Annotated in this window: 26 protein-coding genes; 15 read left to right on the forward strand and 11 right to left on the reverse strand. The window is 63.3% G+C overall.

Annotated features, from left to right (window positions below):
• Nucleotides 1–39 precede the first annotated feature (39 nt).
• Nucleotides 40–252 (reverse strand): cold-shock protein, encoded by a 213-nt coding sequence (locus PverR02_RS07710; protein ID WP_079443057.1) that lies wholly within the window; start codon nucleotides 250–252, stop codon nucleotides 40–42.
• A gap of 269 nt (nucleotides 253–521) precedes the next feature.
• Here PverR02_RS07710 and PverR02_RS07715 point away from each other — a divergent pair, with 269 nt between their 5' ends.
• Entirely contained in the window at nucleotides 522–1,424 is a 903-nt protein-coding gene (locus PverR02_RS07715; protein ID WP_017848714.1) for a LysR family transcriptional regulator, read from the forward strand.
• Here the strand turns inward: PverR02_RS07715 and PverR02_RS07720 are convergent.
• The gene (locus PverR02_RS07720; RefSeq protein WP_079443058.1) at nucleotides 1,416–2,174 is read right to left on the reverse strand and encodes a substrate-binding domain-containing protein; all 759 of its coding nucleotides are present in this window, start codon (nucleotides 2,172–2,174) and stop codon (nucleotides 1,416–1,418) included. The genes PverR02_RS07715 and PverR02_RS07720 overlap by 9 nt on opposite strands.
• Nucleotides 2,171–3,478, reverse strand: a complete 1,308-nt coding sequence (gene tcuC / locus PverR02_RS07725) for an MFS transporter (protein ID WP_057004984.1) — start codon at nucleotides 3,476–3,478, stop codon at nucleotides 2,171–2,173. Before tcuC ends, PverR02_RS07720 begins: the two co-directional genes overlap by 4 nt.
• A gap of 198 nt (nucleotides 3,479–3,676) precedes the next feature.
• Here tcuC and PverR02_RS32265 point away from each other — a divergent pair, with 198 nt between their 5' ends.
• From PverR02_RS32265 to PverR02_RS07755, 7 genes are all read left to right on the forward strand, one after another.
• Entirely contained in the window at nucleotides 3,677–3,823 is a 147-nt protein-coding gene (locus PverR02_RS32265; protein WP_017848717.1) for a hypothetical protein, read from the forward strand.
• A gap of 135 nt (nucleotides 3,824–3,958) precedes the next feature.
• Nucleotides 3,959–4,681, forward strand: coding sequence for a GntR family transcriptional regulator (locus PverR02_RS07730; protein ID WP_046384352.1), 723 nt, complete (start codon nucleotides 3,959–3,961; stop codon nucleotides 4,679–4,681).
• Nucleotides 4,678–5,466 carry an SDR family oxidoreductase gene (locus tag PverR02_RS07735; protein WP_026140238.1) on the forward strand — a complete coding sequence of 263 codons (789 nt, stop codon included), beginning with the start codon at nucleotides 4,678–4,680 and terminating at the stop codon, nucleotides 5,464–5,466. Before PverR02_RS07730 ends, PverR02_RS07735 begins: the two co-directional genes overlap by 4 nt.
• A gap of 80 nt (nucleotides 5,467–5,546) precedes the next feature.
• A complete protein-coding gene (locus PverR02_RS07740; RefSeq protein WP_017848720.1) occupies nucleotides 5,547–6,479 on the forward strand; it encodes a BKACE family enzyme in 933 nt (310 codons plus the stop codon).
• A 65-nt stretch (nucleotides 6,480–6,544) separates the two neighbouring features.
• On the forward strand, nucleotides 6,545–7,423 hold the full coding sequence (locus tag PverR02_RS07745) for an SMP-30/gluconolactonase/LRE family protein (protein ID WP_079443059.1): 879 nt from the start codon (nucleotides 6,545–6,547) through the stop codon (nucleotides 7,421–7,423).
• A 73-nt stretch (nucleotides 7,424–7,496) separates the two neighbouring features.
• Nucleotides 7,497–8,819: an MFS transporter gene (locus PverR02_RS07750; RefSeq protein WP_079443060.1), complete on the forward strand. Its 1,323-nt coding sequence runs from the start codon at nucleotides 7,497–7,499 to the stop codon at nucleotides 8,817–8,819.
• A 56-nt stretch (nucleotides 8,820–8,875) separates the two neighbouring features.
• On the forward strand, nucleotides 8,876–10,195 hold the full coding sequence (locus PverR02_RS07755; RefSeq protein ID WP_057004985.1) for an MFS transporter: 1,320 nt from the start codon (nucleotides 8,876–8,878) through the stop codon (nucleotides 10,193–10,195).
• On the opposite strand, the gene PverR02_RS07760 is transcribed toward PverR02_RS07755, so the two are convergent.
• Nucleotides 10,173–10,352, reverse strand: a complete 180-nt coding sequence (locus tag PverR02_RS07760) for a hypothetical protein (RefSeq protein WP_017848724.1) — start codon at nucleotides 10,350–10,352, stop codon at nucleotides 10,173–10,175. The two genes, PverR02_RS07755 and PverR02_RS07760, sit on opposite strands and share 23 nt — an antisense overlap.
• A 129-nt stretch (nucleotides 10,353–10,481) precedes the next feature.
• Here PverR02_RS07760 and PverR02_RS07765 point away from each other — a divergent pair, with 129 nt between their 5' ends.
• Together PverR02_RS07765 and PverR02_RS07770 are read left to right on the forward strand one after the other, a co-directional pair.
• Complete coding sequence (locus PverR02_RS07765; RefSeq protein WP_046384347.1) at nucleotides 10,482–11,405, forward strand: LysR substrate-binding domain-containing protein; 924 nt, start codon at nucleotides 10,482–10,484, stop codon at nucleotides 11,403–11,405.
• Between the two features lie 55 nt (nucleotides 11,406–11,460).
• Nucleotides 11,461–11,823 carry a 5-carboxymethyl-2-hydroxymuconate Delta-isomerase gene (locus tag PverR02_RS07770; RefSeq protein ID WP_017848726.1) on the forward strand — a complete coding sequence of 121 codons (363 nt, stop codon included), beginning with the start codon at nucleotides 11,461–11,463 and terminating at the stop codon, nucleotides 11,821–11,823.
• A 35-nt stretch (nucleotides 11,824–11,858) separates the two neighbouring features.
• Here PverR02_RS07770 and PverR02_RS07775 read toward each other — a convergent pair whose 3' ends face one another.
• The 4 genes from PverR02_RS07775 to PverR02_RS07790 all read right to left on the reverse strand — a co-directional run bounded on the left by PverR02_RS07775 (nucleotide 11,859) and on the right by PverR02_RS07790 (nucleotide 17,325).
• Nucleotides 11,859–12,794, reverse strand: coding sequence for a LysR family transcriptional regulator (locus PverR02_RS07775; RefSeq protein WP_079444991.1), 936 nt, complete (start codon nucleotides 12,792–12,794; stop codon nucleotides 11,859–11,861).
• Nucleotides 12,795–12,931: 137 nt separating this feature from the next.
• Complete coding sequence (locus PverR02_RS07780; RefSeq protein ID WP_079443061.1) at nucleotides 12,932–14,119, reverse strand: cyanate transporter; 1,188 nt, start codon at nucleotides 14,117–14,119, stop codon at nucleotides 12,932–12,934.
• Between the two features lie 141 nt (nucleotides 14,120–14,260).
• Nucleotides 14,261–15,703, reverse strand: coding sequence for an aldehyde dehydrogenase family protein (locus tag PverR02_RS07785; protein WP_079443062.1), 1,443 nt, complete (start codon nucleotides 15,701–15,703; stop codon nucleotides 14,261–14,263).
• Nucleotides 15,700–17,325, reverse strand: coding sequence for a 5-guanidino-2-oxopentanoate decarboxylase (locus PverR02_RS07790; protein WP_079443063.1), 1,626 nt, complete (start codon nucleotides 17,323–17,325; stop codon nucleotides 15,700–15,702). Before PverR02_RS07790 ends, PverR02_RS07785 begins: the two co-directional genes overlap by 4 nt.
• 111 nt (nucleotides 17,326–17,436) lie before the next feature.
• Between PverR02_RS07790 and PverR02_RS07795 the strand changes: the two genes are divergently transcribed.
• Entirely contained in the window at nucleotides 17,437–18,309 is an 873-nt protein-coding gene (locus PverR02_RS07795) for a LysR substrate-binding domain-containing protein (protein ID WP_079443064.1), read from the forward strand.
• Between the two features lie 59 nt (nucleotides 18,310–18,368).
• Here the strand turns inward: PverR02_RS07795 and PverR02_RS07800 are convergent, their stop codons facing one another.
• Nucleotides 18,369–18,983, reverse strand: coding sequence for an NAD(P)-dependent oxidoreductase (locus tag PverR02_RS07800; protein WP_079443065.1), 615 nt, complete (start codon nucleotides 18,981–18,983; stop codon nucleotides 18,369–18,371).
• Nucleotides 18,984–19,017: 34 nt separating this feature from the next.
• Nucleotides 19,018–19,884 carry an MBL fold metallo-hydrolase gene (locus PverR02_RS07805; protein ID WP_079443066.1) on the reverse strand — a complete coding sequence of 289 codons (867 nt, stop codon included), beginning with the start codon at nucleotides 19,882–19,884 and terminating at the stop codon, nucleotides 19,018–19,020.
• 105 nt (nucleotides 19,885–19,989) lie between these two features.
• On the opposite strand from PverR02_RS07805, the gene PverR02_RS07810 reads away from it, so the two are divergent.
• A complete protein-coding gene (locus PverR02_RS07810; RefSeq protein ID WP_032804836.1) occupies nucleotides 19,990–20,895 on the forward strand; it encodes a LysR family transcriptional regulator in 906 nt (301 codons plus the stop codon).
• 99 nt (nucleotides 20,896–20,994) lie between these two features.
• Nucleotides 20,995–21,171 carry a hypothetical protein gene (locus tag PverR02_RS32270; RefSeq protein ID WP_164887019.1) on the forward strand — a complete coding sequence of 59 codons (177 nt, stop codon included), beginning with the start codon at nucleotides 20,995–20,997 and terminating at the stop codon, nucleotides 21,169–21,171.
• A gap of 25 nt (nucleotides 21,172–21,196) precedes the next feature.
• Here the strand turns inward: PverR02_RS32270 and PverR02_RS07815 are convergent, their stop codons facing one another.
• The gene (locus PverR02_RS07815; RefSeq protein WP_046384341.1) at nucleotides 21,197–22,084 is read right to left on the reverse strand and encodes a helix-turn-helix domain-containing protein; all 888 of its coding nucleotides are present in this window, start codon (nucleotides 22,082–22,084) and stop codon (nucleotides 21,197–21,199) included.
• Between the two features lie 189 nt (nucleotides 22,085–22,273).
• Here PverR02_RS07815 and pobA point away from each other — a divergent pair, with 189 nt between their 5' ends.
• Entirely contained in the window at nucleotides 22,274–23,458 is a 1,185-nt protein-coding gene (gene pobA, locus PverR02_RS07820) for a 4-hydroxybenzoate 3-monooxygenase (protein WP_169850587.1), read from the forward strand.
• Between the two features lie 65 nt (nucleotides 23,459–23,523).
• Nucleotides 23,524–25,041, forward strand: a complete 1,518-nt coding sequence (locus tag PverR02_RS07825) for an MDR family MFS transporter (protein WP_079443067.1) — start codon at nucleotides 23,524–23,526, stop codon at nucleotides 25,039–25,041.
• Nucleotides 25,042–25,071 lie beyond the last annotated feature (30 nt).

Here is a 25,071-nt window from a genome sequence, read left to right on the forward strand (position 1 = left end):
CCCAGGGTGGGCGGGGTGACGCGGTGAGTCGCGGGCTTATCAGCTGATCAATTGGACTTTGTCCGCCTGCATGCCTTTTTCCCCTTTTACCGTTTCGAAGCTGACTTTCTGCCCTTCTTTCAATGATTTGAATCCAGTGCCCTCAATCGCCCTGAAGTGTACGAACAGGTCGGGCCCGCTATCCGGAGTGATGAACCCATAGCCTTTTTCATCGTTGAACCACTTCACCGTGCCGTTCTGTCTGTCGCTCATTGTTCGTATCCTCTAAACCCTGATGTCCTACTGCGCACCGACGCAGTGCGACATGCTTAATAAAAGCCCCGCGCCAGCCCGTCGTCAACACTGCGCAAGACCAGCGGTACTGTCATTCCTGACAGGTTCGCAGGCCGTCGAAACGCGCCATACTGCGCAGTTTCATGCTGACAACCTGGCGTATCCGGGCGCCGGTCCTTACGCACATGGCGCCCCGTCACCTGCCATACGATAATGCCCTCCATCCCGATTCCCACTGGCTTCCTACCGTGATCATCAACTTCGACCTCAACGACCTCCAAGCCTTTCGCGCCGTAGTAGACAAGGGTAGTTTTCGCGGCGCCGCCGATGCCATCCGGATCTCGCAGCCGGCGCTCAGCCGACGCATCGAAAAGCTCGAAACCGCCCTCGACGTGAAGCTGTTCGAGCGCACCACGCGCCGCGTCAGCCTGACCATGGTCGGGCGCGCCTTCCTGCCGCAGGTCGAGCGTATCCTCGACGACCTCGACATCGCGCTGATGGGCATCAGCAACGTCGCCTCCACGCGGATGGGCGATGTGACCATCGCGTGTGTGCCGTCCACCGCGTATTACTTCATGCCTCACGTGATCTCGGCATTCCACAAGCTCTACCCCAAGATTCGCCTGCGGGTGCTGGATGCCAGTGCCGGCGAGGTGTGCAATGCGGTGGAAAGCGGCGAGGCGGATTTCGGCGTGAGTTTCAGCGGCAGCCTGGCCGATGAGGTGGAGTTCGAGTTGCTGTTTCAGGAGCGTTATGTGCTGGCCTGCCGCCGCGATCACCCGCTGGCCGAGCGCGCCAGCGTGAGCTGGGCCGAGGCCTACGAGCATGACTACATCACGGTGGACAAAACCTCGGGCAACCGTTTTCTGCTGGACCAGGCCCTGCGCGGCGTGCGGGTGAAAAAGCCGAGTATTTGCGAGACGCACCACGTGACCACCATGATCGGCTTGGTCGAGGCGGGGCTGGGTGTGGCGATGGTGCCGTCGATTGCCATGCCGGGCACTGAACACCCGATCCTGCTGAGTGTGCCGCTGGTGGAACCGCAGGTGATGCGCAATGTGGGCTTGATCAAGCGCCGCGGGCGGACGTTGCCGCCGGCGGCGCTGGAGTTGGAGCGGTTGGTGCGGGAGCTGCCGTTTCGGTCAGCGTGACACCGAGTCCAGGCCGGTGGATTGCACCACTGGTTGCGCCTCGGGCGAGGCCAGGTAGTGCAGCAGCGCCCTGGCCTGCGCCGGGTGTTCGGCGTTGACTGGAATACCCGCGGCGAAGCGCGTCACCGATTGCACGTCTTCAGGGATCTTGCCGACGTAAGTCACCCCCGGCACCGGTAACAGTTCCGCCACCTGCTGCAAGCCCACCTCGTAGTCACCCTTGGCGACCTGTTCGGCCACGGGGATGCGTTCGATCATGGTGCCCTTGGCCGGCATGCCGAGTTTCTTGAACAGTTCCTTCTCGACATACACGCCGCTGGCGCTGTCCGAATACGCCACGGACTTGGCCTTGAGCAACACCGTTTTGAGTTCGGCATCGGTGCCGATGGCCGGTTTGGCCGCGCCGGCTTTCACCACCAGGCCGATTCGCGAATCCGCCAGTTCCACGCGGGACGCTTTGTCGACCTTGCCCTGTTTGATCAGCTCATCCAGGGCGTAGCCGACCATGATCACCACATCCGCGTGTTCGCCACGGGCCAGGCGGTTGGGAATCGCTTCCGGCGCCTTGCCCATGGACGGGCCGAGGACGGTGTCGAGGGTGTCGCCGCTGCGCTGGGCGTATTGCGGGCCCAGCAGCGTGTAGGCAGCGGTGAAGCCACCGGAGGTCATCACCTTGAGTTGTTCGGCCTGGGCCGTCAGTGCCAGGGCACCGAGGGCCAGGGCCGTCAGGGTTTGCGACAGCGCTTTCATTGCGCCGCCTCTTGCATGACCTGCCCGCGGGTATTGGCGCGGTGATACAGCGCGAGGGTCGAGCACAGGGCGCACAGGGCGGCGAACATCAACCAGTAGGCCGGCGAGGCTTTGTCGTCGGTGACGTGAATGAACCAGGTGGAGATCGCCGGAGTGAAACCGCCGAAGACCGCAGTCGCCAGGCTATAGGCCAGGGAGAAGCCCGCCACGCGCACTTCCACCGGCATGATTTCGGTCAGCGCCGGGATCATCGCGCCGTTGTACATGCCGTACAGGAAGGAGAACCACAGCAGGGTTTCCAGCATATGCGCAAAGCTCGCAGCGTTTACCACGTAGGACAGCGCCGGATAAGCCGTGAGCACCGTCAGCGCGGTCATCGCGACCAGCACCGGTTTGCGCCCGAAGCGGTCGCTCAGGCTGCCGCCGATGGGCAGCCAGACAAAGTTCGAGATCGCCACCAACAGGGTCACCAGCAACGCATCGGACGTGGTCAGTTGCAGCACGGTCTTGCCGAAGGTCGGCGCATACACGGTGATCAGGTAGAACGCGGTGGTGGTCATGGCCACCATCAACATGCCGCCGATGACCACGGACCAGTTTTTCGCCAGGGTCGCCAGCACTTCACGCATGCTCGGGCGATGTTTGCGGTTGGCGAACTCTTCGGTTTCCTCAAGGTTGCGCCGCAGCACAAAGATGAACGGAATGATCACGCAACCGACGGCGAACGGAATGCGCCAGCCCCAGTCGGCCACGACCGACGGCTGCATCCACACGTTCAGGCCATAGCCCAGCGCGGCGGCGACCACGATGGAGATCTGTTGGCTGCCCGACTGCCAGCTGGTGTAGAAACCTTTGCGGCCGGGGGTGGCCATTTCAGCGAGGTACACCGACACCCCGCCCAGTTCCGCACCGGCCGAGAAGCCTTGTAGCAGACGGCCGAGCAACACCAGCGCCGGAGCCCACAGACCAATGGTGTGATAACCCGGCACCAGCACGATCAGCAGCGTACCGCTGGCCATGATCGACAGCGTCACGATCAACCCTTTGCGCCGCCCCACATCGTCGATGTAGGCACCCAGGATGACCGCACCCAACGGACGCATCAGGAAGCCCGCGCCGAACACGGCAAAGGTCATCATTAATGACGCAAACTCATTAGCGGCGGGGAAGAACGCGGCAGCGATGTAGGTGGCGTAGAAGCCGAACAGGAAGAAGTCGAACTGTTCGAGGAAGTTGCCCGAAGTAACGCGGAAAACCGCACCAATTTTCGAACGGGCAGAGTCGGGGCGGGTAGGGCTAGTCATGCTTTTGTGTCTCCAGCGTTCTTTTTAAAGTGCTTGTTTCGCTTAAGGCCAAGGATAGTGGCTGACACATTTAGAAATGATAAGTGAATATTTTTGATCTATTGATGCGTTTTGATTATCAGTGGTCAGTGCAGGCCCACGGTGGCGTCCTTGTTCTATGCTTGCAGGCGTAACCAATTCTTACGGTCGGGGGTGCCTATGACTGACGAACAGAAACAGCGGGACGAACGGGAGCAGGAGAGACGCAGGCGGCAATTGGAGGAAGAAAAGCCGCAGACCTGGAAGCATCCCGACGACGGCACGGAGCTTTCGGAGCGGGATCGGGAAATTCCGCTGAAACCCTGATGCGTGATCGGTGGGGGCGGGCATGCCCGCTCCCACATGTGCAACGGGCGTTTCTCGGGAATAGGCAAACTATTTGACATATTTGATTTGTGATCACATATTGGAGGCATAAGAACCACAACACAGGTTTGCCTCATGACAGATGGTCCGCTCCTCCTGCCCACCCTGCGCCAGGTGTCCCGCGATACCTTGCAAGACCAGGTCTACCGCCAGATCCGCGAAGCGTTGATGAGTGGCCGTTTCCAGCCTGGCCAGAAACTCACCATCCGTGGCCTGGCCGAAGCGCTCGGCTCCAGCCCGATGCCGGTGCGCGAAGCCCTGCAACGCCTCAGCGCCGAAAACGCCTTTGAAGTCACCGAAACCTCGCGTCTGCGGGTCCGCATGATGACGGTCGAGCGCCTGCGCGAAATCCGCGATGCGCGGGTTGCTCTGGAAGGCTTGCTGGCCGAGAAGGCGGTATTGCTCCTGAAAAAAACCGACCTCGACGAAATCACCGACCTGTGCCAGCAAATGCAGCACGCCGCCGACGAAGTCGATGTGTCGCGCTACCTGTGGACCAACTTCGCCTTCCACCGCCGGATTTACGCAGTGGCCCAGGCCGAACTGACCATGGCCGCCGTGGAGAATTTCTGGCTGCACATGGGGCCGTGCTTTGCCCTGGTCGCCCCCGATAAAGCTCACCTGCAACGCTCGATGGAGGCGCATACGCGCATCGTCGAAGCCCTGGCCGCCCGCGACGGCGCTGGCGCACGGGCGGCGGTGACCGATGACATCATGCAGGCCGCCGATTCCCTGGCGCGCCTGCTCGTCAAGAACGACCGTTCGCGGTCGTCTGCTTCAGGAGGTAAACGTGCATGAGTGTCCTACAGCGGCTACAGCCCTATCCTGGGTTACGTGTATTGATTTCCGGCGGGGCTGCCGGCATCGGTGAAGTGTTGGCTGCGGCGTACCTTGAAGCCGGTGCCCAGGTGCATGTGTGTGATGTCAGCGAACCGGCCCTGGCGGCGTTTCGCGACAAATACCCAGGCAGCGTCGCCACCCGCGCCGATGTCAGTGATGCCGCGCAGATCGCGGCGGTGTTCGAGGTGCAGCGCGAGCATTTCGGCGGCCTCGACGTGTTGGTCAACAATGCCGGCATCGCCGGCCCCACTGGCGGTATCGACGCGATCAGCGACGCCGAATGGCAAGCCACCATCAACATCAACCTGACCGCGCAATACCGTTTTGCCCACCATGCGGTGCCGATGCTCAAGCAATCGTCCCACGGCCATCTGTTGCATATCGCCTCGGTGGCCGGGCGTCTGGGCTACGCGTGGCGCACGCCGTATGCGGCGACGAAGTGGGCGATTGTCGGCCTGATGAAATCCCTGGCCTCGGAGTTGGGCGAGAGTGACATCCGCGTCAATGCCTTGCTGCCTGGCATCGTCGAAGGCCCGCGCATGGACGCGGTGATTCGCGCCCGTGCCGAGCAGGTCGGAGTACCCGAACCCGAGATGCGCCAGGAATACCTCAACAAAATTTCCCTCAAACGCATGGTCACCGCCGAAGACGTCGCGGCCATGGCGCTGTTCCTCTGTTCGCCCGCCGCCCGCAACGTGACCGGCCAGGCGATCAGTGTCGACGGTAACGTCGAGTACCTGTAGGACGCGGCGCCAGTCGCCAAGGAAGAACCTCGAGTTGTACCCAGGATTTTTTTCATAAGAATAAAAGTCGGAGAATCGTCATGTCCAAAAAACGTCCTGTGATCATTACCTGTGCCGTGACCGGTGCCATCCATACGCCGTCGATGTCGCCGCATTTGCCCATCACTGCCGAGGAAATTGCCGCCGCCGCCATCGGCGCCGCCGAAGCCGGCGCGGCGATTGTTCACCTGCATGCCCGTGACCCCAACGACGGCCGCCCCAGCCAGGACCCCGCGCTGTTCGCCGAATTCCTGCCGCAGATCAAGGCCGCCAGCGACGTGGTGATCAACATCACCACCGGCGGCGCGCCGACCATGGGCGTGGAAGAACGCCTACAGCCGGTGATGCAGTTCAAGCCGGAATTGGCCTCGCTGAACATGGGCTCGATGAACTTCGGCCTGTACGAAATGCTCAACCGCTTTACCGAGTTCAAGCACGACTGGGAGCGTCCATACCTGGAAGAGAGTGACGACCGGATCTTTCGCAACACCTTCCGCGACATTGCCCACATCCTCAATTCCTGCGCCGAGAACCGCACCCGTTTTGAGATCGAGTGCTACGACATCGGCCACCTCTACACCGCCGCGCACTTCCTGGAACGTGGCCTGCTCAAGCCGCCGCTGTTCATCCAATCGGTGTTCGGCCTGCGCGGTGGCATCGGCGGGCACCCGGAAGACCTGGCACACATGCGTCGTACCGCCGATCGCCTGTTTGGCGACGATTATGTGTGGTCGATCCTCGGTGCCGGGCGTGGGCAAATTCCGCTGGCGACCATGGGCCTGTCCATGGGCAGCCATGCCCGGGTCGGCCTGGAAGATTCGTTGTGGGACGGGCCGGGCAAATTGGCCGCTTCGAACGCCGATCAGGTACGGCGCATTCGCAGCGTGATCGAAGCCCTCGGCCATCGCGTCGCCACGCCGGATGAAGCGCGGGACATCCTCGGGCTCAAGGGGCGCGACCAGGTCAATTTCTAACCGACGACACGGCCGCGTGCTGGCGCGGCCCGAATCCCGCACAACAACAATAAGGGGATCACACCATGCGTATCGAAGTGCTTGTGGACGTCAAGACCACCCTGGGCGAAGGCCCGGTGTGGGACGTCGAACAACAGCGGCTGTATTGGATCGACAGCGCCGACGGCCGCATCCTGCGTTGCACCGACGATGGCCGCGAACTGCGTGCCTGGGACGTGGGCCAGAAAATCGGCTCCATGGCCCTGCGCCACAACGGCGCGGCGGCCATCGTCGCCCTGCAGAATGGCGTACACACTCTGGACCTGGCCAGTGGCGAACTGGCGCTGATCGAAGACCCGGAATCGCACCTGCCGAACAACCGTCTCAACGACGGCAAGGTCGACCGCCAGGGCCGCTTTGTCTTCGGTTCCATGGACACCCAGGAAGACCGCGCCAGCGCCAGACTCTACCGCCTGGACCCGGACCTGCGCCTGCACACCCTGGACGAAGGCATCATCGTCTCCAATGGCCCGTGCTGGAGCCCGTCCGGGGACACCTTGTACTTTTGCGACACCTGGTCGGGCGAGATCTGGGCCTATGACTACGACCTCGCCAGCGGCAATGTCAGCAACCGGCGCACCTTCGCCAAGGTCGACACCTCGGGTGGCGGCGCCGCGGACGGTTGCACCGTGGACGCCGAAGGTTGCCTGTGGCAGGCCCTGGTCTATGCCGGGAAGCTGGTGCGTTACACCCCCGATGGCCACGTCGACCGGGTCATCCAAATGCCGGTGAAGAAGGTCACCAGCCTGACCTTCGGCGGGCCGAACCTCGACACCCTGTTTGTGACCTCCATGGCCAAGCCGCCGCTGCCGCGTTTTCCGCACGACGGCCAGCAGCGCGGCGCGCTGTTCGCCATTACCGGGTTGGGCGTGCAAGGAATAGCCGAGCGACGGTTCGCCAGCTAGCGCGTGTGTTCGATCAGCAACATTCCTTCGCAACCTTGTGTCAGTGCGCGCCTTCGCGCGCCTGGAGAGGCCCATGGCTACTTTAAAAAAAGCGTCGCTGCGCAGCATTCACCGGCATTCCTGGGTGTCGCTGCTGGTTTGCTGGATGATCTGGATTCTCAACGCCTACGACCGTGAGATCGTGTTGCGCCTGGGGCCGACCATCTCCAAGCATTTCGATTTGTCCGCCGATCAGTGGGGCACCGTGGCCACGGTGATCATGCTCGCCCTGGCCCTGTTGGATATCCCGGGTTCGATGTGGAGCGACCGCTACGGCGGCGGCTGGAAGCGCGCGCGGTTCCAGGTGCCGTTGGTGCTGGGCTACACGGCGATCTCGTTTCTGTCCGGGTTCAAGGCGTTGAGCGGCAACCTCGCGACGTTTATCGCCCTGCGTGTCGGGGTCAACCTCGGCGCGGGCTGGGGCGAACCGGTGGGCGTGAGCAACACCGCCGAATGGTGGCCGGTGGAACGCCGCGGTTTTGCCCTCGGCGCGCACCACACCGGTTACCCGATCGGCGCGATGCTCAGCGGCATCGTCGCCAGCTTTGTGATCAGCACCTTCGGCGAGGACAACTGGCGCTACGTGTTCTTCTTCGCCTTCGTGGTGGCCTTGCCGCTGATGATCTTCTGGGCGCGGTATTCCACGGCCGAACGCATCACCGCGCTGTACGTCGACATCGCCGCCAAAGGCATGACGCCACCGGACAATGCCCCGGCCAGCCAGATCAAGGGCGACGCCTGGCGCACCTTTGTCGCCACCCTGCGCAACCGCAATATCGCGCTGACGGCGGGGAACACCCTGCTCACGCAGGTGGTGTACATGGGCGTGAATATCGTGTTGCCGGCCTACCTCTACAACATCGTCGGGCTGTCGCTGGCGCAGTCGGCGGGGATGAGCGTGGTGTTCACCCTGACCGGGATTCTCGGGCAACTGGTGTGGCCGTCGTTGTCGGACATCATCGGCCGCCGTACCACCCTGATCATCTGCGGGCTGTGGATGGCCGCCAGTGTCGGCGCGTTCTACTTCGCCAGCACCCTGACCCTGATCATCGTCGTGCAGTTGCTGTTCGGCATGGTCGCCAATGCGGTCTGGCCGATCTACTACGCGGTGGCCTGCGACTCGGCCGAGCCGTCGGCCACCTCCACGGCCAACGGCATCATCACCACCGCGATGTTCATCGGCGGCGGCCTGGCGCCGGTGTTGATGGGCAGCCTGATCGCGATGGGCGGCGGCTGGACCACGCTGCATGGCTACACCGTGTGCTTTTTCGTGATGGCCGGCTGCGCCCTGGGCGGCGCGCTGCTGCAACTGTTTTCCCATCGCCCGCAGGCGTTGGTTGTGCAACTCGAACCCTAGAACAACATTGATGCGCCCCCCAGCCGCGCTGGCGGGGCGCCAGGAGGAACTGCCCGATGACTACCGCCACCCAGGCCCGCGAACCGCAGGTGCTGAACAAATTGATGTTCGCCAAGTTGATGCCCTTGTTGATCATCGCCTACATCCTGAGCTTTCTGGACCGCACCAACATCGCCCTGGCCAAGCACCACCTGGACGTCGACCTGGGCATCTCCGCCGCGGCCTACGGGCTGGGCGCGGGCTTGTTCTTCCTCACGTATGCACTGTCGGAAATCCCCAGCAACCTGATCATGCACAAAGTCGGCGCGCGCTTCTGGATCGCGCGGATCATGGTGACCTGGGGCCTGATCTCGGCGGCCATGGCGTTTGTGCAGGGCGAGACCTCGTTCTACGTATTGCGCCTGCTGCTGGGCATCGCCGAAGCGGGCCTGTTTCCCGGGGTCATGCTCTATCTGACCTACTGGTTCAACCGCGAACAACGCGCACGGGCCACCGGCTATTTCCTGCTCGGCGTGTGCTTTGCCAACATCATCGGTGGCCCGGTGGGCGCAGCGTTGATGCGCCTGGACGGGCTGCTCGGCTGGCATGGCTGGCAGTGGATGTTCCTGCTCGAAGGCTTGCCGGCGGTGGCGTTCGCCTGGGTGGTGTGGCGCAAGTTGCCGGACCGCCCGAGCCAGGCGCCGTGGCTGACGGCGGCGGAAGCGCAGGGTATCGAACAGCGCATTGCCCAGGAAACCGAGGAAGGCGCCGGGGAGGGCGGCCACGCGTTGAAAAACTGGCTGACCCCGCAGATCCTGCTGGCGATCTTTGTGTATTTTTGCCATCAGATCACGGTCTACACGGTGATCTTTTTCCTGCCGAGCATCATCAGCAAATACGGTGAATTGAGCACCATGAGCGTGGGGTTGCTGACCTCGCTGCCCTGGATCGCCGCCGCCTTGGGCGCAGTGTGGCTGCCGCGTTTTGCGACCACACCCACCCGCGCGCGGCGCCTGTTGATCACCGGGTTGCTGACCATGGCGCTGGGGTTGGGCATCGCGTCGGTATCGGGGCCGGTGTTCAGCCTGCTGGGCTTTTGTCTGTCGGCAGTGATGTTTTTTGTGGTGCAGTCGATTGTGTTTCTCTACCCGGCCTCGCGTCTCAAGGGCGTCGCCTTGGCGGGCGGGCTGGGTTTCGTCAATGCCTGCGGGCTGTTGGGCGGGTTTGTCGGGCCGTCGGTGATGGGCATGATTGAGATGAGTACCGGCAACGCGATGAATGGCCTGAAGGTGATTGCCGTGGTGCTGGTGGTCGCGGCGTTGGCCGCGCTGCGTTTGCGCCAGGGCCAGGAACAGGCGCCGGCCCCTCGGGTCGTTATGAGACCAGCAACGAAATAGGATAACCCGACGCCAATACCAGGTACGCCACCACCGCCGCCAGGCACAGGCCGACGAATACCCGCAACAACGTGCGGGCGGTGGGGTGCGCGATAAACTGGATGACCCAGATGCAGAACCCGGCCAGGAGGAAGGCCGCGGCGAGAATAACCAGCACGATAGTGTTCCTGCGACCGTGAAGAGCTGAATATATAGTCGTAAAGCCGCCCAATGAACAGTGCGCGCATAGACGCAGCCCCTCGGGCTTTCTAAACTGCGGCTTGTCGTGGGGAAAGGGCAGGTGCCGATGAATCGCAATGAATTACGCAAGGCCGACATCAACCTGATGGTGGTCTTCGAGGCACTGATGCTCGAGCGCAATGTGACGCGGGTGGCGGAGAAATTGTTTCTCGGCCAGCCGACCATCAGTTCGGCGCTCAACCGGTTACGCACCTTGTTCAATGATCCGCTGTTCATTCGCGTCGGCCACCGCATGGAACCTACCGCGCGGGCCGAGGAAATCATCCGGCACCTGTCGCCGGCCCTGGACTCTCTTTCATCGGCCCTGAGCCTGACCCACGATTTCGACCCGTCCGTCAGCACCATGACCTTCCGGATCGGCCTGTCCGATGACGTCGAGTTCGGCCTGTTGCCGCCGTTGTTGCGCGCCTTGCGCCAGGAAGCGCCGATGGTGGTGTTCGTGGTGCAGCATGTGGATTACTGGCGGATTCCCGATCTGCTGGCATCCGGTGATATCACCGTCGGCATCACCCAGACCCGTGGCCTGCCGGCGAATGCCAAGCGCAAGTTGCTGCGCCATATCCACCCGCGCTTGCTGCGCGCCGACGCGTCTGACCGGCCGCTGACCCTCGATGAATATTGTGCGCGGCCCCATGTGCTGGTGTCCCATACCGCCAACGTATCCGGGTTTGCCGATGAGTGGCTGGCGGAAATCGGGCGCAAGCGCCATGTGGTGCTGTCGGTGCCGCAATACAGCGCGCTGCCGGCGCTGCTGGCCGGCACCGACCTGATCGCCAGCCTGCCGGACTACACCGCCGAAGCCATGACGCTGTCGGGCAATCTGTTTTGTGAGCCCTACCCATTCGAGACGCCGACCCTGGATCTGTCCATGGTCTGGCTCAGCCATGTGGACACCGATCCGGCCGAGCGCTGGGTGCGTTCGCGGCTGGAGGCGTTCATGAGCGACCGCGGGCTGGCGAAAAAGGTCTGATGCTTTTATCCGTGGTATATCTAGGAATCTTCCTATCGATACTTCGGAGACTCCCATGCCACACCTGCACCTGGAATACACCGCCAACCTGACGCAACTGGACACCGACAAGGCCCTGTTGCGTCTGAACCATGCATTGGTGGCCTCCGGTCAGTTTGGCGCCGAGCTGGATATCAAGAGCCGTTCACTCAAGGTCGAGAGTTTTCGCGTGGGTACCGGCATGAACCCGCGGGGTTTTGTCGCCGTGCGCCTGGCGTTGCTCAGTGGACGCTCGGCGCAGGTCAAGAAGCAGCTGTCGGAAAGCCTGCTGGCCGTGGTGCAGGAACTTGGGCCATGGCCGGAAGGTGTGCAGGTGCAACTGAGTGTCGAATTGCTGGATATCGATCGCGATTCCTACAGTAAGGTCGCGATCGGCTAAGCGCTTCCATCCACCACAACCGTCGATGCGTAAGGTCAGAGTAATCCCTGTTCAGCGCAGACTTTGACCACCTGCTCCCTGAACCAGGTATTGGCGCTGTCCTGTTCACTGGTTTCGTTCCACTGCATATCCAGGGTGAACCCCGGCAACCCGTGGGGCGCCTCGCAGTGGCCGAACACCGACGCCGGGGCCAGCAGTTTGTGGACGCGGCGGGGCAGGGTCACGATGAAGTCGGTGCCGGTGATCATCTTCAACGCCGCGCCATAGCTGTTGGCCCGTGCGACCACCTGGCGCTTGTGGGCCTGACGCGCCAGCCAGCCGTCGACCATGTTGGTGTCGGAGGTCCACGGCGTGGGAAACACGTGGCGCCGCTCGACGAACGACTGCAGGCTGAACGCCGCCTCGCGGGGCGCCGCACGCTTGTCGAAGACACACACCAGATCATCTTCCAGCAACATCTGGGTCTTGAAGTCTTTATGCGCGCGGTGAAAGTGCGGGCCAAAGCAAATCACCAGGTCGAGGCGGCCTTCGCGCAGGTCGTCGGCAGGGATCTCGGTTTCCAGCTTGCGCACATTGACGATCACCGGCAGGTTCGCGCGGTCGAAGTGTTTCAACAGGCGCGGCAGGATCAGTTGCTCGAAATACTCCGGGGCGCACACGTTGAAGGTCACGGCTTTCTGGCTGGGGTCAAAAGCTTGGCCACCGGCGTGGCACAGGTTGATGCTTTCGAGGATTTTCTGCACATGGCCGTACATGGTGCTGGCCTTGTACGTCGGACGCATACCCGCCCGCGTGTTGATGAACAGCTCATCCTCGAAGCTGGTGCGCAGCTTCTTCAGGCTGTAGCTCACGGTCGACTGGCTGACGAACAGCGTTTCTGACACCTCGGTAACGCTGCTCTGGTCGTAGACGGCGATAAACACCATCAAATCCTGCATATCGAGCTTTCTGAGCAAGTTACTGTTTAGCATCCATTCCATCCGGTAAGCCTTGGCACTGTGGCAGCGCGCGACAAGGGCAAAAGCTTAACGGAACGGGAGTGCCAATAGAAAGCTCTGTAGGGTGTTTCAGTGTTGTGCGTGGGACAAAAAGTGTTTGCAACACGACGTCAGCGGATGTGGTCTGCGTAATGCTTCGGATTGAAGCGCGTGACGATCAGCAGCATCACCCCGATCACCGCCGCCAGCGACCACCATGCCCATTCGAAACTGCCCAACTGATCGCGGATCATCCCGGCGATCAGCGGCGACAGGCCGGCAATCAGGTAACCGATGCCTTGCACGAACGCCGTCAGGCTACCGGCGCGGCGCGGGTGGTCGAGGTGGTCGAGGGACAGGATCAAACTCATCGGGAACAGGCCGCCGATGCCCAGGCCGAGCAGGCAGGGCCACAGCAGGCTCAGGTGTTGGGGCGCGAGGATCAGGCCGCAGAACCCGAGGATGATCAGCACCAGCAACACGGCCAACACTCCGCGTTTATCCCGGCGGCGGTTGGCGAGGGCGGGGGTGACCAGGCCCGAGATGACTTCCATCGCGGTGAGGAAACCCAGGAGCAAACCGGCATGCTGTTCGCTCCAGCCTTGTTCTACGTAGTACGGCGCCAGCCACGCCAGTACGCAGGTGTAGGAGGCTGTACCGAGGCCAAAAAAGATCGCCAGCAACCAGGCGCGGCCGTTGCCGAAAAATCCTTCCTGCTTGTCAGAACCTGCCTGGGGCAGAACCGGCAGCGCCGCACGCTGGGCGGACCAGCACACCAGGGCGAGCACGGCCAGCCCCGCCCAGATCGCCAGGCCGATGCGCCAGCTACCGGTCTGCACCAGCACGAACGGGGAGAACGACGCCGCCAGCGCCGCGCCGCCCATGATCGCCGTGACGTACAAGCCCATGAACAATGAAACGTCAGCGCTGAAGCGCGACTTGATCAGCGCCGGCATCACCGCCTGGATCATCGCGATGCCGACCCCCGCAGCGATGGCGCTGACGATCAACTCCAGCGCCGAATCGAGCAACAACCGCGACAGCGTCGCCACGCCGATCACCAGCAGCGACACCGCAATGCTGCGATGTTCACCGAAGCGCTTGGCCAGGCCCATGCCGAAAAACATCGCCAAGCCCATGGCCATGACCGGCAACATGGTCAGCAGCGCCGCGCTGCTGAAACTCAACGGCACCTCGCCGCGAATCGACGCTAACAACGGCCCTACGGCGGCCATCGACGGGCGCAGGTTAAGCGCGACCAGCACGACGCTGATCATCAGCCACACGGCGGTGGTGGGTTTTGCGTGAACGTTTTCCATGGGCCTGCCTTGAGTGAACAAGGGCGAATCAGGCCACGGGCGGGGGAGTGGGGCAAATGAGAAAGTCGCAGGGGCTATCTAAAAAATGCAGTTAACTGAAATACCGCACATTGGTCCACATTCCATCGGGAGGCTGCGTCGTCAGTTAGACCGGATTACATGCTTGATCTCCTGAAACGTCGTCAGCCCCCAAGGGCCCAGTTCGCGGCCGATGCTGCTTTGCTTGTAACCGCCCCACGCCGTTTGCGGGAAGATCACCTGCGGCGCGTTGATCCACACCATGCCGGCCTGCAAGGCATTGGCCACGCGTTCGGCGGCGTCGTCGTTGCGGCTGACCACGCTGGCCACCAGGCCGAAATCGCTGTCGTTGGCCAGGGCGATGGCCTCGGCCTCCGTGGTAAAGCGTCGTACACACAGCACCGGGCCGAAGATTTCTTGCCGCCACAACGCGCTGTCCAGCGGCACGTCGGTGAACAGCGTGGGGCGAATGAAATAACCCTTCGCCAAGTGCGCCGGGCGCTCACCGCCGCACAGCAAGCGGGCACCGTCCTGCACGCCGCGCTGGATATGCGCCAACACCCGTTGGTACTGGGCGCGGTTGATCAACGCGCCCATTTCCACGTCGTCGGCAAATGGGTCGGCGACGCGAATCCCTTCAGCCCGCGCAGTTAAACGCTGTAGGAATTCATCCGCGAGACTGTCCGCCACCAGCACACGACTGGTCGCTGAACACATCTGCCCGGCGTTGAAAAAGCCACCTCCACAGGCCAGCTCAAGCGCCAGGTCGAGGTCGGCATCTTCCAGCACCAGCAGCGAGGATTTGCCCCCCAGTTCCAGGCTCACGCCCTTGACGGTTTCGGCGGCGCGTTGCATTACCTGCACGCCCACCGCATTGCTGCCGGTGAAGGAAATCTTCGCCACGCGAGGGTCCGCCGCCAGCGGGGCGCCCACGGCCAAGCCGGTGCCGCAGACCAGGTTGAACACCCCCGCCGGGAAGCCGGCCGCGGCGATGATCTGCGCCAGTTGCAACTCCGCCAGCGGCGTCACTTCCGACGGTTTGAGCACCACGCAACAGCCGGCGGCCAGCGCCGGGGCGAGTTTCCAGGCGGTGGTGACCATGGGGAAATTCCACGGCACGATCAGCCCCACCACGCCGCAGGGTTCGCGGCGCAGGCGGGCGCTGAAGGCATCAGTGGGCAGCGCCACCGCGCGGTCTTGCTCGGCGTCCAGCGCCTCGGCGAGACCGGCGTAGTACTCGAAGGTGGCGATGACGTCGTCCACATCGATTCCCGCTTCGAACAACGGTTTGCCGCTGTTGCGCGACTGTACACGCATCAACGGCTCGCGCTGCTCGCTCACGCCTTGAGCCACTTTGCGCAGCAGGGCGCCGCGCTCGCGGCCGGTGCTCTGCGACCAGCCGACACACGCCGCGCTGGCGGCGTCGACCGCCTGGGTCACGGCGCGGGCATCGCCGACGCTGACCTGGGCGAGTATTTCCTCGGTGGCCGGGTTGATCACGTCCAACACGTCATGGCCCGCACGCCACGTACCATTGATATACACACCGTTTACGACCGCACTCATACCGCTACCTCCTGCATCCAACGTTCCTGGTCGATTTCAATCAGCGTCGGCCCCTGGCGATCCGCGGCGGCACGCAAGGCCACGCGCAGTGCGTCCAGGCCCTGGATGCGTTCGGCAGCGCAACCGAGGGCCGTGGCCACGCCGATGAAGTCCGGCGTGTAAATGTCGACGCCGACCGGTTCGATGGCCCGGTTGACCATGTACTTCTTGATCTCCTCGTAGCCCTGGTTATTCCACAGCAGCACGATGATCGGCGTGCGCGCCTCCACGGCGCTGGCCAGTTCCGGCAGGGTGAATTGCAGCCCGCCGTCGCCGATCAGGCACACCACCGGCTGGCCATCGCCACGCCCCAACCAGGCACCGATGGCCGCGGGCAGGGCGTAGCCCAGGGTGCCGTAGCCGGTGGACGCGTTGAACCAGCGGCGCGGGTGGTCAAGGTTCAGGGTCAGGTTGCCGCTGTACACCGGCTGCGTGGAGTCGCCCACCAGCACCGCGCCGGGCAGTTCCTCCAGCACGGTGTGGAGCATGCGGGTTTGCGCGCGGGTGGCGGCGTCCCAGGTCGGCGTCAATTCGGCCCACAGGCGGGCGACGCGCTGGGCGCCCCAGGCACTGTGGCGAGGCGCCAGCGGTTGGCGCTGGAGCTCGGCGAGCAAGGCGTCGGCGGCGATTTGCGCGTCAGCCACCAAGGCCAGCTCGGGCGGGTAATTGCGCACGGTCTGGTCGGGGTCGATATCGATGCGCAGCAGTGCGCCGGGAATCTCGAAACCGCCGGCGAAGGTCACGTCGTAGTCGGTCTCCGCCAGCTCTGTGCCGATCGCCAGCACCACATCGGCTTCGGCGACCAGGGCGCGGGTGGCGAGCAGGGACTGGGTCGAGCCGATCAGCAGCGGGTGGGCCGCGGGCAGCAGGCCTTTGGCGTTGATGGTCAGCGCCACGGGGGCGCCGAGGGTTTCGGCCAGGCGGGTCAACGCCGCGGCGGCCTCGATGGCGCCGCCGCCGGCCAGGATCAGCGGGCGTTGGGCGGCGGCGAGCCGTTGGCTCATCTGCGCGACCGCCGCCGGCGCCGCACCGGCACGCGCCACGCTGATGGGGGAGGTGCCGAGCAACGCATCGGCGTTTTCCACCAGCACATCCAGCGGGATTTCGATGTGTACCGGGCGCGGGCGCCCTGCCTGGAACAGCGCAAACGCTCGCGCCAGCACGCCGGGCAATTCTGCTGCCGACATCACGGTGTGGGAGAACGCCGCCACGCCGGCGACCAGCGCGCTTTGGTTCGGCAGCTCATGCAACTTGCCGCGCCCGCCGCCCAGCTGGCTGCGCGCCTGCACGCTGGAGATCACCAGCATCGGGATCGAGTCGGCATAGGCCTGGCCCATGGCCGTGGTGATGTTGGTCATGCCGGGGCCGGTGATGATCAAACACACGCCGGGCTTGCCGCTGGTGCGCGCATAGCCATCGGCCATAAAACCCGCGCCCTGTTCGTGGCGCGGGGTGACGTGGCGGATGTTCGAGCGCGCCAGGCCGCGATACAACTCCACGGTGTGGACGCCAGGAATACCAAACACCTGGTCCACGCCGTAGCTTTCCAGGAGCTTGACCAATACTTCGCCGCAGGTCGCCATACATGTCGCTCTCAGGTTGAGGTGAGGCGGTATTGGACCGGCTGGCCGGTAGCGGCAACAATCGATAAAAAGTCATACTAGCCATGTCCTCACGTCATGGCTGCTTGCCCTATGAAACGCCTCCCGCCGCTGCCCGCGCTGCACACGTTTTGGGTCACCGCCCAGTGCTGCAACTTCACCCACGCTGCCGCGCAGTTGCACATCACCCAAGGCGCGGTGAGCCGGCAGATCGCCGGGCTGGAAAGCCATTTGGGCTATGCCTTGTTCCAGCGCCAGGCGCGGGGCCTGAGCCTGACCGAAGAAGGTCGCGAGTGGTCGCTGCGGGTGCAGCAGGTCTTCGGCCTGATCGGTGACGCGCTGGAGCAGATCGGCCGCCGCCGCGACACCCTGCAGCTCAAGGCTTCCACCTGCGTGATGCGCTGGCTGCTGCCGCGCTTGATGCAATGGCAGCGGGAGCGCCCGGATGTGCCGGTGGAGCTGACCACGACCGTGGCCTACACCGTGGACTTTCGTCGCGAGCAATTCGATGCCGCGGTGATCTATGCGCCCAGCGCCGAACAGTCGGCCGAGGCTCGGCATCTGTTCGACGAACACCTCACCCCGGTGTGCGCGCCGGCCTTGCTGGGCGCGCTGAATACGCCAGCAGACCTGCAGCAACAGGTGCTGCTGCACCCCACGCGGGACGAGCGGGACTGGGCGTTATGGCTGAAAGCGGCGAAGACGCGCTTGAGCAATGTGAGCCAGGGCCATCATTTCGAGACGCTGGATCTGGCCATGACAGTGGCGTCCCAGGGTTCAGGCGTGGCGATTGGCGACAGCGCGTTGATTGGCGAGGACGTGAGCGCGGGGCGCTTGGTGACGCCGTTTGAATTGCGGGTGCCGACGGGGATGGGCTATTACCTGGTGTATCCGCCGGGGACAAAGCCGTCCGCCGGGCTTGACGCGTTGATGGAGTGGTTGGTCAACCAGGCGCAACAGGCGTAACGCTGAAGATCCACCTGTGGGAACCGGCAAGCCAGCTCCCACAGGTGGATCGTGTCGGCTCAGTAACCGACGGTGAAACGCTGGCGCGAATGCTTCGGTGTTTCCACTTCATCGATCATCGCGATGGCGAAGTCGGCGAAGCTGATCCAGCTGCGGCCTTCGCGGCTCACCAGCAAATCATCCTGGCCCAGGCGGAAGGTGCCGGTGCGCTCGGTTTCAACGAATTCGGCCGATGGCGACAGGAAGGTCCAATCCAGTTCCTGCTCCTGACGCAACGCCTCGAGGAACGTCGCGCCGGCACTGGCTTCAGCCTTGTACGCCTCTGGGAAACCCTCGCTGTCGATCACCCGAGTGCCGCCCGGCAGCAGCAGCGAACCCGCGCCGCCCACCACCAGCAGGCGTTTGACCCCGGCTTTTTTCACCGGGCCGATCACCGCGCTGGCGGGCAGGGTGGCGAAATGCGCCGCGCTGATCACCACATCGCCGCCGCTGATGGCCTGTTGCAAGGCCTCGGCATCCAGCGCATCGACCTGTTTGACGCTGACGCCAGGACGCACGGCGAGCTTGTCAGTGTTGCGCGCGATGGCGGTGACGCTGTGCCCGCGTCGCAGCGCTTCTTCCAGCAGTTGGCTACCGGCGCGGCCGGTGGCCCCAATGATTGCGATCTTGCTCATGACATTCTCCAGTACGGTTAAGGTTTGAAACGCTTCACCACTTCATTTCGCCCTTGGCGACTTTGGCGCTCAGTTCCAGCGAACTTTCGTCGGCGAGGGTCGGGTAACGCTTTTTCATCGCCGCGATCAGGGCGGCGGAGTCCTTGGCCTTGGCGGTTTCTTCGTCAAAGGCCTGGATGTAGTCGGCGGTAAAGGCCACGGATTGCAGCGACGGGTTGCCGAGGAAATGCCCCGGAACCACCGTGCGCGGCTGCAGTTCGGCGATGCGTTGCAGGGTGGCCAGCCAGTCTTTATGGGACTGCGCGCTCTGAGTATCGGCCATCCACAGGTGGATGTTGTCGGCGACGACCACACCGCCGACCACGGCCTTGATCGACGGCACCCATACAAAGCTGCGATCCGGCTGCGGGCCGTCGAGGCCGATCACTTCCAGCGGTTGCCCTTCAAGCGTCAGGCGGTGGCCGTCGAGCACCTGCGGCACGATGGTTTTGGCTGGCTTGTCGGCGCCCATTTTCGGGCCCCAGAACGCCAGTTTGCCGGCGACGGTGGCGTTGATGTGGTCGACCACCGCTTGCGGGGCCAGCACCTTGGCGTCGGGGAATGCGGCGGTCAGGGTGTCGAGGCCGAAGTAGTAGTCCGGGTCGCCGTGGCTGATGTAGATGGTCGTCAGGTGTTTGCCGCTGGCGCGGATCTTCTGCACCAGGTGTTCGGCCTGGCTTTTGCCGAACTGCGCGTCGACCAGGATCGCGTCTTTCGCGCCGCTGACCAGCACCGAACTGACCGGGAAGATCGCGGCCTCGCCGGGGTTGTACACGTCGAGGGTCAGCTCGGCAGCGGCCGCCTGGACGGCGAAGGCCAGGGCGGCGGTCGCCAGGGTCAGGCGCTTGAGGGTGGACAACATCGGGCAACTCCGGCAATCGGTAAGGGATGCACAGAGCTTAGTTGCACCAAACACCACAAAAAATGCGATGCTGGGACATAGTTTGTTTCTAAAATCGGGCAGATCATGGATCGTCTTCAAGCAATGCGCGTGTTTGTGACGGTGGTGGATCTGGGCAGCCAGTCCGCCGCCGCCGACCATCTGGACCTGTCGCGCCCGGTGGTCTCGCGCTACCTGGCCGAGCTGGAAGACTGGGTCGGCGCGCGCTTGCTGCATCGCACCACGCGCAAACTCAGCCTGACGGCTGCCGGCGGGGAAACCCTGCCACGTTGCCGGCAATTGCTGGAACTGTGCGGCGACATGCAGGCCGCCGTCAGCGAACCGGATGACGCGCCCCGTGGCCTGCTGCGCCTGAGTGTCAGCACCTCGTTCGGCCAGGCGCAGTTGGCCGAGGCCATCGCCGAATACGTCAGGCGCTACCCCTTGGTGACGGTCGACCTGCAGATGCTCGATCGCACGGTCAACCTGGTGGATGAGCGCATCGACCTGGCCATCCGCACCAGCAACGACCTGGACCCCAACCTGATCGCGCGGCGCCTGACGGTCTGTCGCTCGGTGGTGTGCGCGACCCCGGCCTACCTGCTTGAGCATCCGGCGCCGCAAAAGGTCGAAGACCTGGCGCGGCACAACTGCCTGACCCACTCGTACTTCGGCAAAAGCCTGTGGCATTTCGAGGAAGGCGGCGAACATGTTTCGGTGCCGGTCCACGGCAATATCACCGCCAACGAAGCCAGCACGCTGTTACGCGTGACGCTCGCCGGGGCGGGGGTGGCGATGTTGCCCAGTTATCAGGCCGGCGAGCACATCCGCCGTGGCGAACTGGTGCGCCTGTTGCCCGCGGCCGAACCGCGGCAGATGAACATCTACGCGGTGTACGCGTCGCGCAAACACATGCCGTCGGCGCTGCGTAGCCTCCTGGATTTCCTGGTGCTGAGGTTTCCGGAAACGCCGGAGTGGGACCGGGGCCTGTGACCCGACATACAGATGTTGAATGGCGTCCAATAATGGCAACTCGCCCTGGCTGACCTATGCTTTAAACAGCACCGAGTAGGTCCTTCAGAGGTCTGTGCCATGACCGTCAAAACCAGAAAGTACCTGAAAATTTTCATCCTTTGCGCCTTGGTCAGCGCGCTGTACGGCACCGCCGCCTATCGCGTCGAGCAGACCCGCATGCAGCCGAGCTTTGCGATCAGCTGCCATCAGGATCAATGCATTCCGCGCACCGGCAGTTTCAGCGCGTTGCGCTAATGGCCAACCAAGGACGATCCCGCGTTTAATCCTCGGGTGTTTCGGCCTTGAGTCGTTCGCGAAATGCCTTGGGCGAAAACCCGACCCGGCGGCGGAATAGCCGCGAGAAGTTGGTCGGGTCGGAAAAGCCCAATACCTCCGACATTTCATTGATGGTCATGCTGGTGTAGGTCAGCAGGCGCTTGGCTTCCAGCAATTGGCGGTCGTGCATGATCTGTAGCGCGGGTTGCCCACCCAATTCCCGACATGTGCCGTTCAGGTGTGAGACCGAGATACCCAGCTTGTGGGCCAGGTCTTCAATCTTCGGGTGTTCGCGATACTGCTGTTCGACCAATTGGGTAAAGCGCCGGAAATACTCGCGCCCACGCGGTGCCCGCGGGTGGCGGCGCTGGATGGCCTGGCGGCTGATCCACACCAGCAGCACGCTGACCAGAGCGTGCATCAGCATGTCCCGGGCCGGCTGCTCATCGGCGTATTCGTCCTGCAGGCGGGCGAACAGGTTGTTGAGATAGTCGCTGTCCTTGCCCGCCGGGTAACTGCCCAGCACCTGCAGGCCGTCCACCGTTGCGCCCAGCTGCGCTTGCAGGTGGCTGACCAGCGGTGCCGCCAGGGTCAGCACGTAGCCTTCGACATCTTCCGCAAACCGGAATCCGTGCACACACAGCGGCGGCAGCACCTGCAAGGTCGCTTCGTTGAGGGTGGTGCGCTGGCCTTCGATTTCCAGTTGCGCCTGACCTTGGTGGACGTACAGCAACTGGCACAGATCCGCGTGCCGGTGGGGCTGGATTTCCCACTGGTAGTCCCGGCTGCGTCGGGAAATCGTTTCGCAGTGCAACAAATCCGGCGTCGGCCATTGCTGGTTTTCCCCGTACAGCTTGAACACCGGAATCGCGGAACTGGCAGTTTTGGTCATAGTTTCAATCCGATACTCAGGCAAGTGGTTCGGTAATCGCCCCGATTGGCAAAAAGCGCAGGCTTTGGCGCAGTTTTCACCTTCTTATAGCGCCCACTCAAGTGAAAAATGTCAGCAACAAGACCAATGACAACTCTTTCACCTTATCCGTTCGGGTGAATTTTTCGGGCCATAAAAATAATGAAAACGCTGAAAACTCAAGTCGCCATCATCGGCGCCGGTCCTTCGGGACTGTTGCTCGGCCAACTGTTGCAGCAGGCCGGTATCCAAACCCTGATTCTAGAGCGCCAGAGCGCCGATTACGTGCTGGGGCGCATCCGTGCCGGGGTGTTGGAGCAAGGCATGGTCGACCTGTTGCGCGAGGCCGGCGTCAGCCAGCGCATGGACGCGGAAGGCCTGGTCCATGATGGCTTCGAACTGGCGCTTAATGGCCAACTGACTCACATCGACCTCAAGGCGCTCACCGGCGGTCAATCGGTGATGGTCTACGGCCAGACCGAAGTGACCCGCGACCTGATGGCCGCACGCGCCGCCACCGGTGGCGTCACCTTGTATAACGCGCGTGAGGTGCAACCCCACGGGCTCAAAACTGATCAACCCTGGCTGACGTTCGAACATGAAGGCGAAGCCTATCGCCTGGAGTGTGATTACGTGGCCGGTTGCGACGGTTTTCACGGTGTCGCCCGGCAATCGATCCCGGCCGAGTCGCTGAAGGTCTTCGAGCGGGTGTATCCCTTCGGCTGGCTGGGCATCCTGGCCGACACGCCGCCGGTCCATCCTGAACTGGTGTACGCCAAGCATGCGCGTGGGTTTGCCTTGTGCAGCATGCGTTCGCCGACGCGCAGCCGTTACTACCTGCAAGTACCCGTCGAGGAGTCGGTCGATGAGTGGTCGGACCAGCGTTTCTGGGCTGAACTGAAAACGCGCCTGCCAAGCCAGTTGGCCGAGCAGTTGGTGACCGGGCCGTCGATCGAAAAAAGCATCGCGCCGCTGCGCAGCTTCGTGGTCGAGCCGATGCAGTACGGGCGTTTGTTTCTGCTGGGGGATGCGGCGCACATCGTCCCACCCACCGGGGCCAAGGGCTTGAACCTGGCGGCGAGCGACGTGAGCACGCTGTTTCGCATCTTGCTCAAGGTCTACCGCGAGGGGCGCGTGGAGTTGCTGGAGAAGTATTCGGAAATCTGCCTGCGACGCGTGTGGAAGGCTGAGCGGTTTTCCTGGTGGATGACGTCGATGCTGCATCAGTTTCCCGAAGCGGACGGGTTCAGCCAGCGCATTGCCGAGAGCGAACTGGCGTACTTCATCCACTCGCACGCCGGTCGCACCACCATCGCGGAAAATTACGTCGGGCTTCCTTACGAAGCTATCGAATAGCCTGCTATCGTATCGAGCATGCCCGCAGGTCGCCTTTTCCTGCGGGCCTTGCTCGAAGGTTTACCGTGACTCAGCTCAATCAGCCTACTCCAGCCGTACCTGCCGTGCGCAGCATCCTCGTCTCGTTGATGATGGCGATCTTCCTCGGTGCCTTGGACCAGACCATTGTCGCCGTGTCCATGCCGGCCATTTCCGCGCAGTTCCACGACGTCAACCTGCTGGCCTGGGTGATCTCCGGCTATATGGTGGCGATGACAGTGGCGGTGCCGATCTACGGCAAGCTCGGCGACCTGTACGGGCGGCGGCCGATGATGCTGATCGGCATGGGCCTGTTCACCCTGGCGTCGCTGTTCTGTGGCATGGCGCAAAGCATGGAGCAACTGGTGCTGGCGCGGGTGCTCCAGGGCATCGGCGCCGGCGGGATGATTTCGGTGAGCCAGGCGATCATCGGCGACATCATCCCGCCGCGCGAGCGCGGGCGTTACCAGGGCTATTTCAGCGGCATGTACGCGGTGGCCAGCGTGGCCGGGCCGGTGCTGGGCGGTTATATGACCGAGTACCTGTCCTGGCGCTGGGTGTTTTTGATCAACCTGCCGTTGGGCGCCGGCGCCTGGTACGTGGCCCATCGCAGCCTGGTCGGGCTGCCGTTGCCGCAACGCAAGCCGATCATCGATTACCTCGGTACCGTGCTGCTGATCATCGGCTTGAGCGCCTTGCTGCTGGGCATCACCGAGATCGGCCAGGGCCATGATTGGCGCAATGACTCGGTGCTAGCGTTGCTGGCCTGCGCGCTGGTGGCGCTGAGCATATTTGTCTGGCATGAGCGGCGTGCGCGGGAACCGTTGTTGCCGATGCACCTGTTCGCCAACCGCAGCGCGGTGCTGTGCTGGTGTACGATGTTTTTCACCAGTTTCCAGGCGATTTCCCTGACGGTGCTGATGCCTTTGCGCTTTCAGACCGTGACCGGTTCCGGCGCCGACAGTGCCGCGCTGCACCTGCTGCCACTGGCGATGGGCTTGCCGATGGGCGCCTACTTTGCCGGGCGCATGACCTCGGTGACCGGGCGCTATAAACCACTGATCCTCAGCGGCGCCGTGTTGAGCCCCTTGGCGATTCTCGGCATGGCCTACAGTGCGCCGCAGGCGATGGGGCTGACGGCGATGTTCATGCTGTTGTGCGGCATCGCTGCCGGCATGCAGTTCCCGACCTCGCTGGTGGGCACGCAGAACTCGGTGGAACAGCACGATATCGGCGTTGCCACCAGCACCACCAACCTGTTCCGTTCCCTGGGCGGGGCGGTCGGGGTGGCGTGCATGTCGGCGTTGTTGCTGGCGCTGTTGCAGGACTTCAGCTTTGCCCACCTGGCCCGCGGCGCGCTGGTGGTCGAGGGCGGTTCCGGCAGCGTTTTGCTCGACGGCCTGAACGCCGCCCCAGGCCCGGCGCAGGATGCCCTGCGCGGAGAACTGGCGGTGACGTTCCGGCATTTGCTGATGGTCAGTGCGGCGGTGTCGTTGCTGGGGTTGGCGGCGGCGATTGCGATGCCCGATCGCATGCTGCGCGGCCGTGAAGACAAGGCCCGCTGACGGGCCGGCTGGACACCCAAATGTGCGAGC

The sequence above is a fragment of the Pseudomonas veronii genome (assembly GCF_002028325.1).
Taxonomy (GTDB): domain Bacteria; phylum Pseudomonadota; class Gammaproteobacteria; order Pseudomonadales; family Pseudomonadaceae; genus Aquipseudomonas; species Aquipseudomonas veronii.

Coding starts and splice junctions, on each gene's coding strand:
- PverR02_RS07710 (WP_079443057.1), bottom strand. CDS start 252: ATGAGCGACAGACAGAACGGCACGGTGAAGTGGTTCAACGATGAAAAA.
- PverR02_RS07720 (WP_079443058.1), bottom strand. CDS start 2,174: ATGAAAGCGCTGTCGCAAACCCTGACGGCCCTGGCCCTCGGTGCCCTG.
- tcuC (WP_057004984.1), bottom strand. CDS start 3,478: ATGACTAGCCCTACCCGCCCCGACTCTGCCCGTTCGAAAATTGGTGCG.
- PverR02_RS32265 (WP_017848717.1), top strand. CDS start 3,677: ATGACTGACGAACAGAAACAGCGGGACGAACGGGAGCAGGAGAGACGC.
- PverR02_RS07730 (WP_046384352.1), top strand. CDS start 3,959: ATGACAGATGGTCCGCTCCTCCTGCCCACCCTGCGCCAGGTGTCCCGC.
- PverR02_RS07735 (WP_026140238.1), top strand. CDS start 4,678: ATGAGTGTCCTACAGCGGCTACAGCCCTATCCTGGGTTACGTGTATTG.
- PverR02_RS07740 (WP_017848720.1), top strand. CDS start 5,547: ATGTCCAAAAAACGTCCTGTGATCATTACCTGTGCCGTGACCGGTGCC.
- PverR02_RS07745 (WP_079443059.1), top strand. CDS start 6,545: ATGCGTATCGAAGTGCTTGTGGACGTCAAGACCACCCTGGGCGAAGGC.
- PverR02_RS07750 (WP_079443060.1), top strand. CDS start 7,497: ATGGCTACTTTAAAAAAAGCGTCGCTGCGCAGCATTCACCGGCATTCC.
- PverR02_RS07755 (WP_057004985.1), top strand. CDS start 8,876: ATGACTACCGCCACCCAGGCCCGCGAACCGCAGGTGCTGAACAAATTG.
- PverR02_RS07765 (WP_046384347.1), top strand. CDS start 10,482: ATGAATCGCAATGAATTACGCAAGGCCGACATCAACCTGATGGTGGTC.
- PverR02_RS07770 (WP_017848726.1), top strand. CDS start 11,461: ATGCCACACCTGCACCTGGAATACACCGCCAACCTGACGCAACTGGAC.
- PverR02_RS07775 (WP_079444991.1), bottom strand. CDS start 12,794: ATGCTAAACAGTAACTTGCTCAGAAAGCTCGATATGCAGGATTTGATG.
- PverR02_RS07780 (WP_079443061.1), bottom strand. CDS start 14,119: ATGGAAAACGTTCACGCAAAACCCACCACCGCCGTGTGGCTGATGATC.
- PverR02_RS07785 (WP_079443062.1), bottom strand. CDS start 15,703: ATGAGTGCGGTCGTAAACGGTGTGTATATCAATGGTACGTGGCGTGCG.
- PverR02_RS07790 (WP_079443063.1), bottom strand. CDS start 17,325: ATGGCGACCTGCGGCGAAGTATTGGTCAAGCTCCTGGAAAGCTACGGC.
- PverR02_RS07795 (WP_079443064.1), top strand. CDS start 17,437: ATGAAACGCCTCCCGCCGCTGCCCGCGCTGCACACGTTTTGGGTCACC.
- PverR02_RS07800 (WP_079443065.1), bottom strand. CDS start 18,983: ATGAGCAAGATCGCAATCATTGGGGCCACCGGCCGCGCCGGTAGCCAA.
- PverR02_RS07805 (WP_079443066.1), bottom strand. CDS start 19,884: ATGTTGTCCACCCTCAAGCGCCTGACCCTGGCGACCGCCGCCCTGGCC.
- PverR02_RS07810 (WP_032804836.1), top strand. CDS start 19,990: ATGGATCGTCTTCAAGCAATGCGCGTGTTTGTGACGGTGGTGGATCTG.
- PverR02_RS32270 (WP_164887019.1), top strand. CDS start 20,995: ATGACCGTCAAAACCAGAAAGTACCTGAAAATTTTCATCCTTTGCGCC.
- PverR02_RS07815 (WP_046384341.1), bottom strand. CDS start 22,084: ATGACCAAAACTGCCAGTTCCGCGATTCCGGTGTTCAAGCTGTACGGG.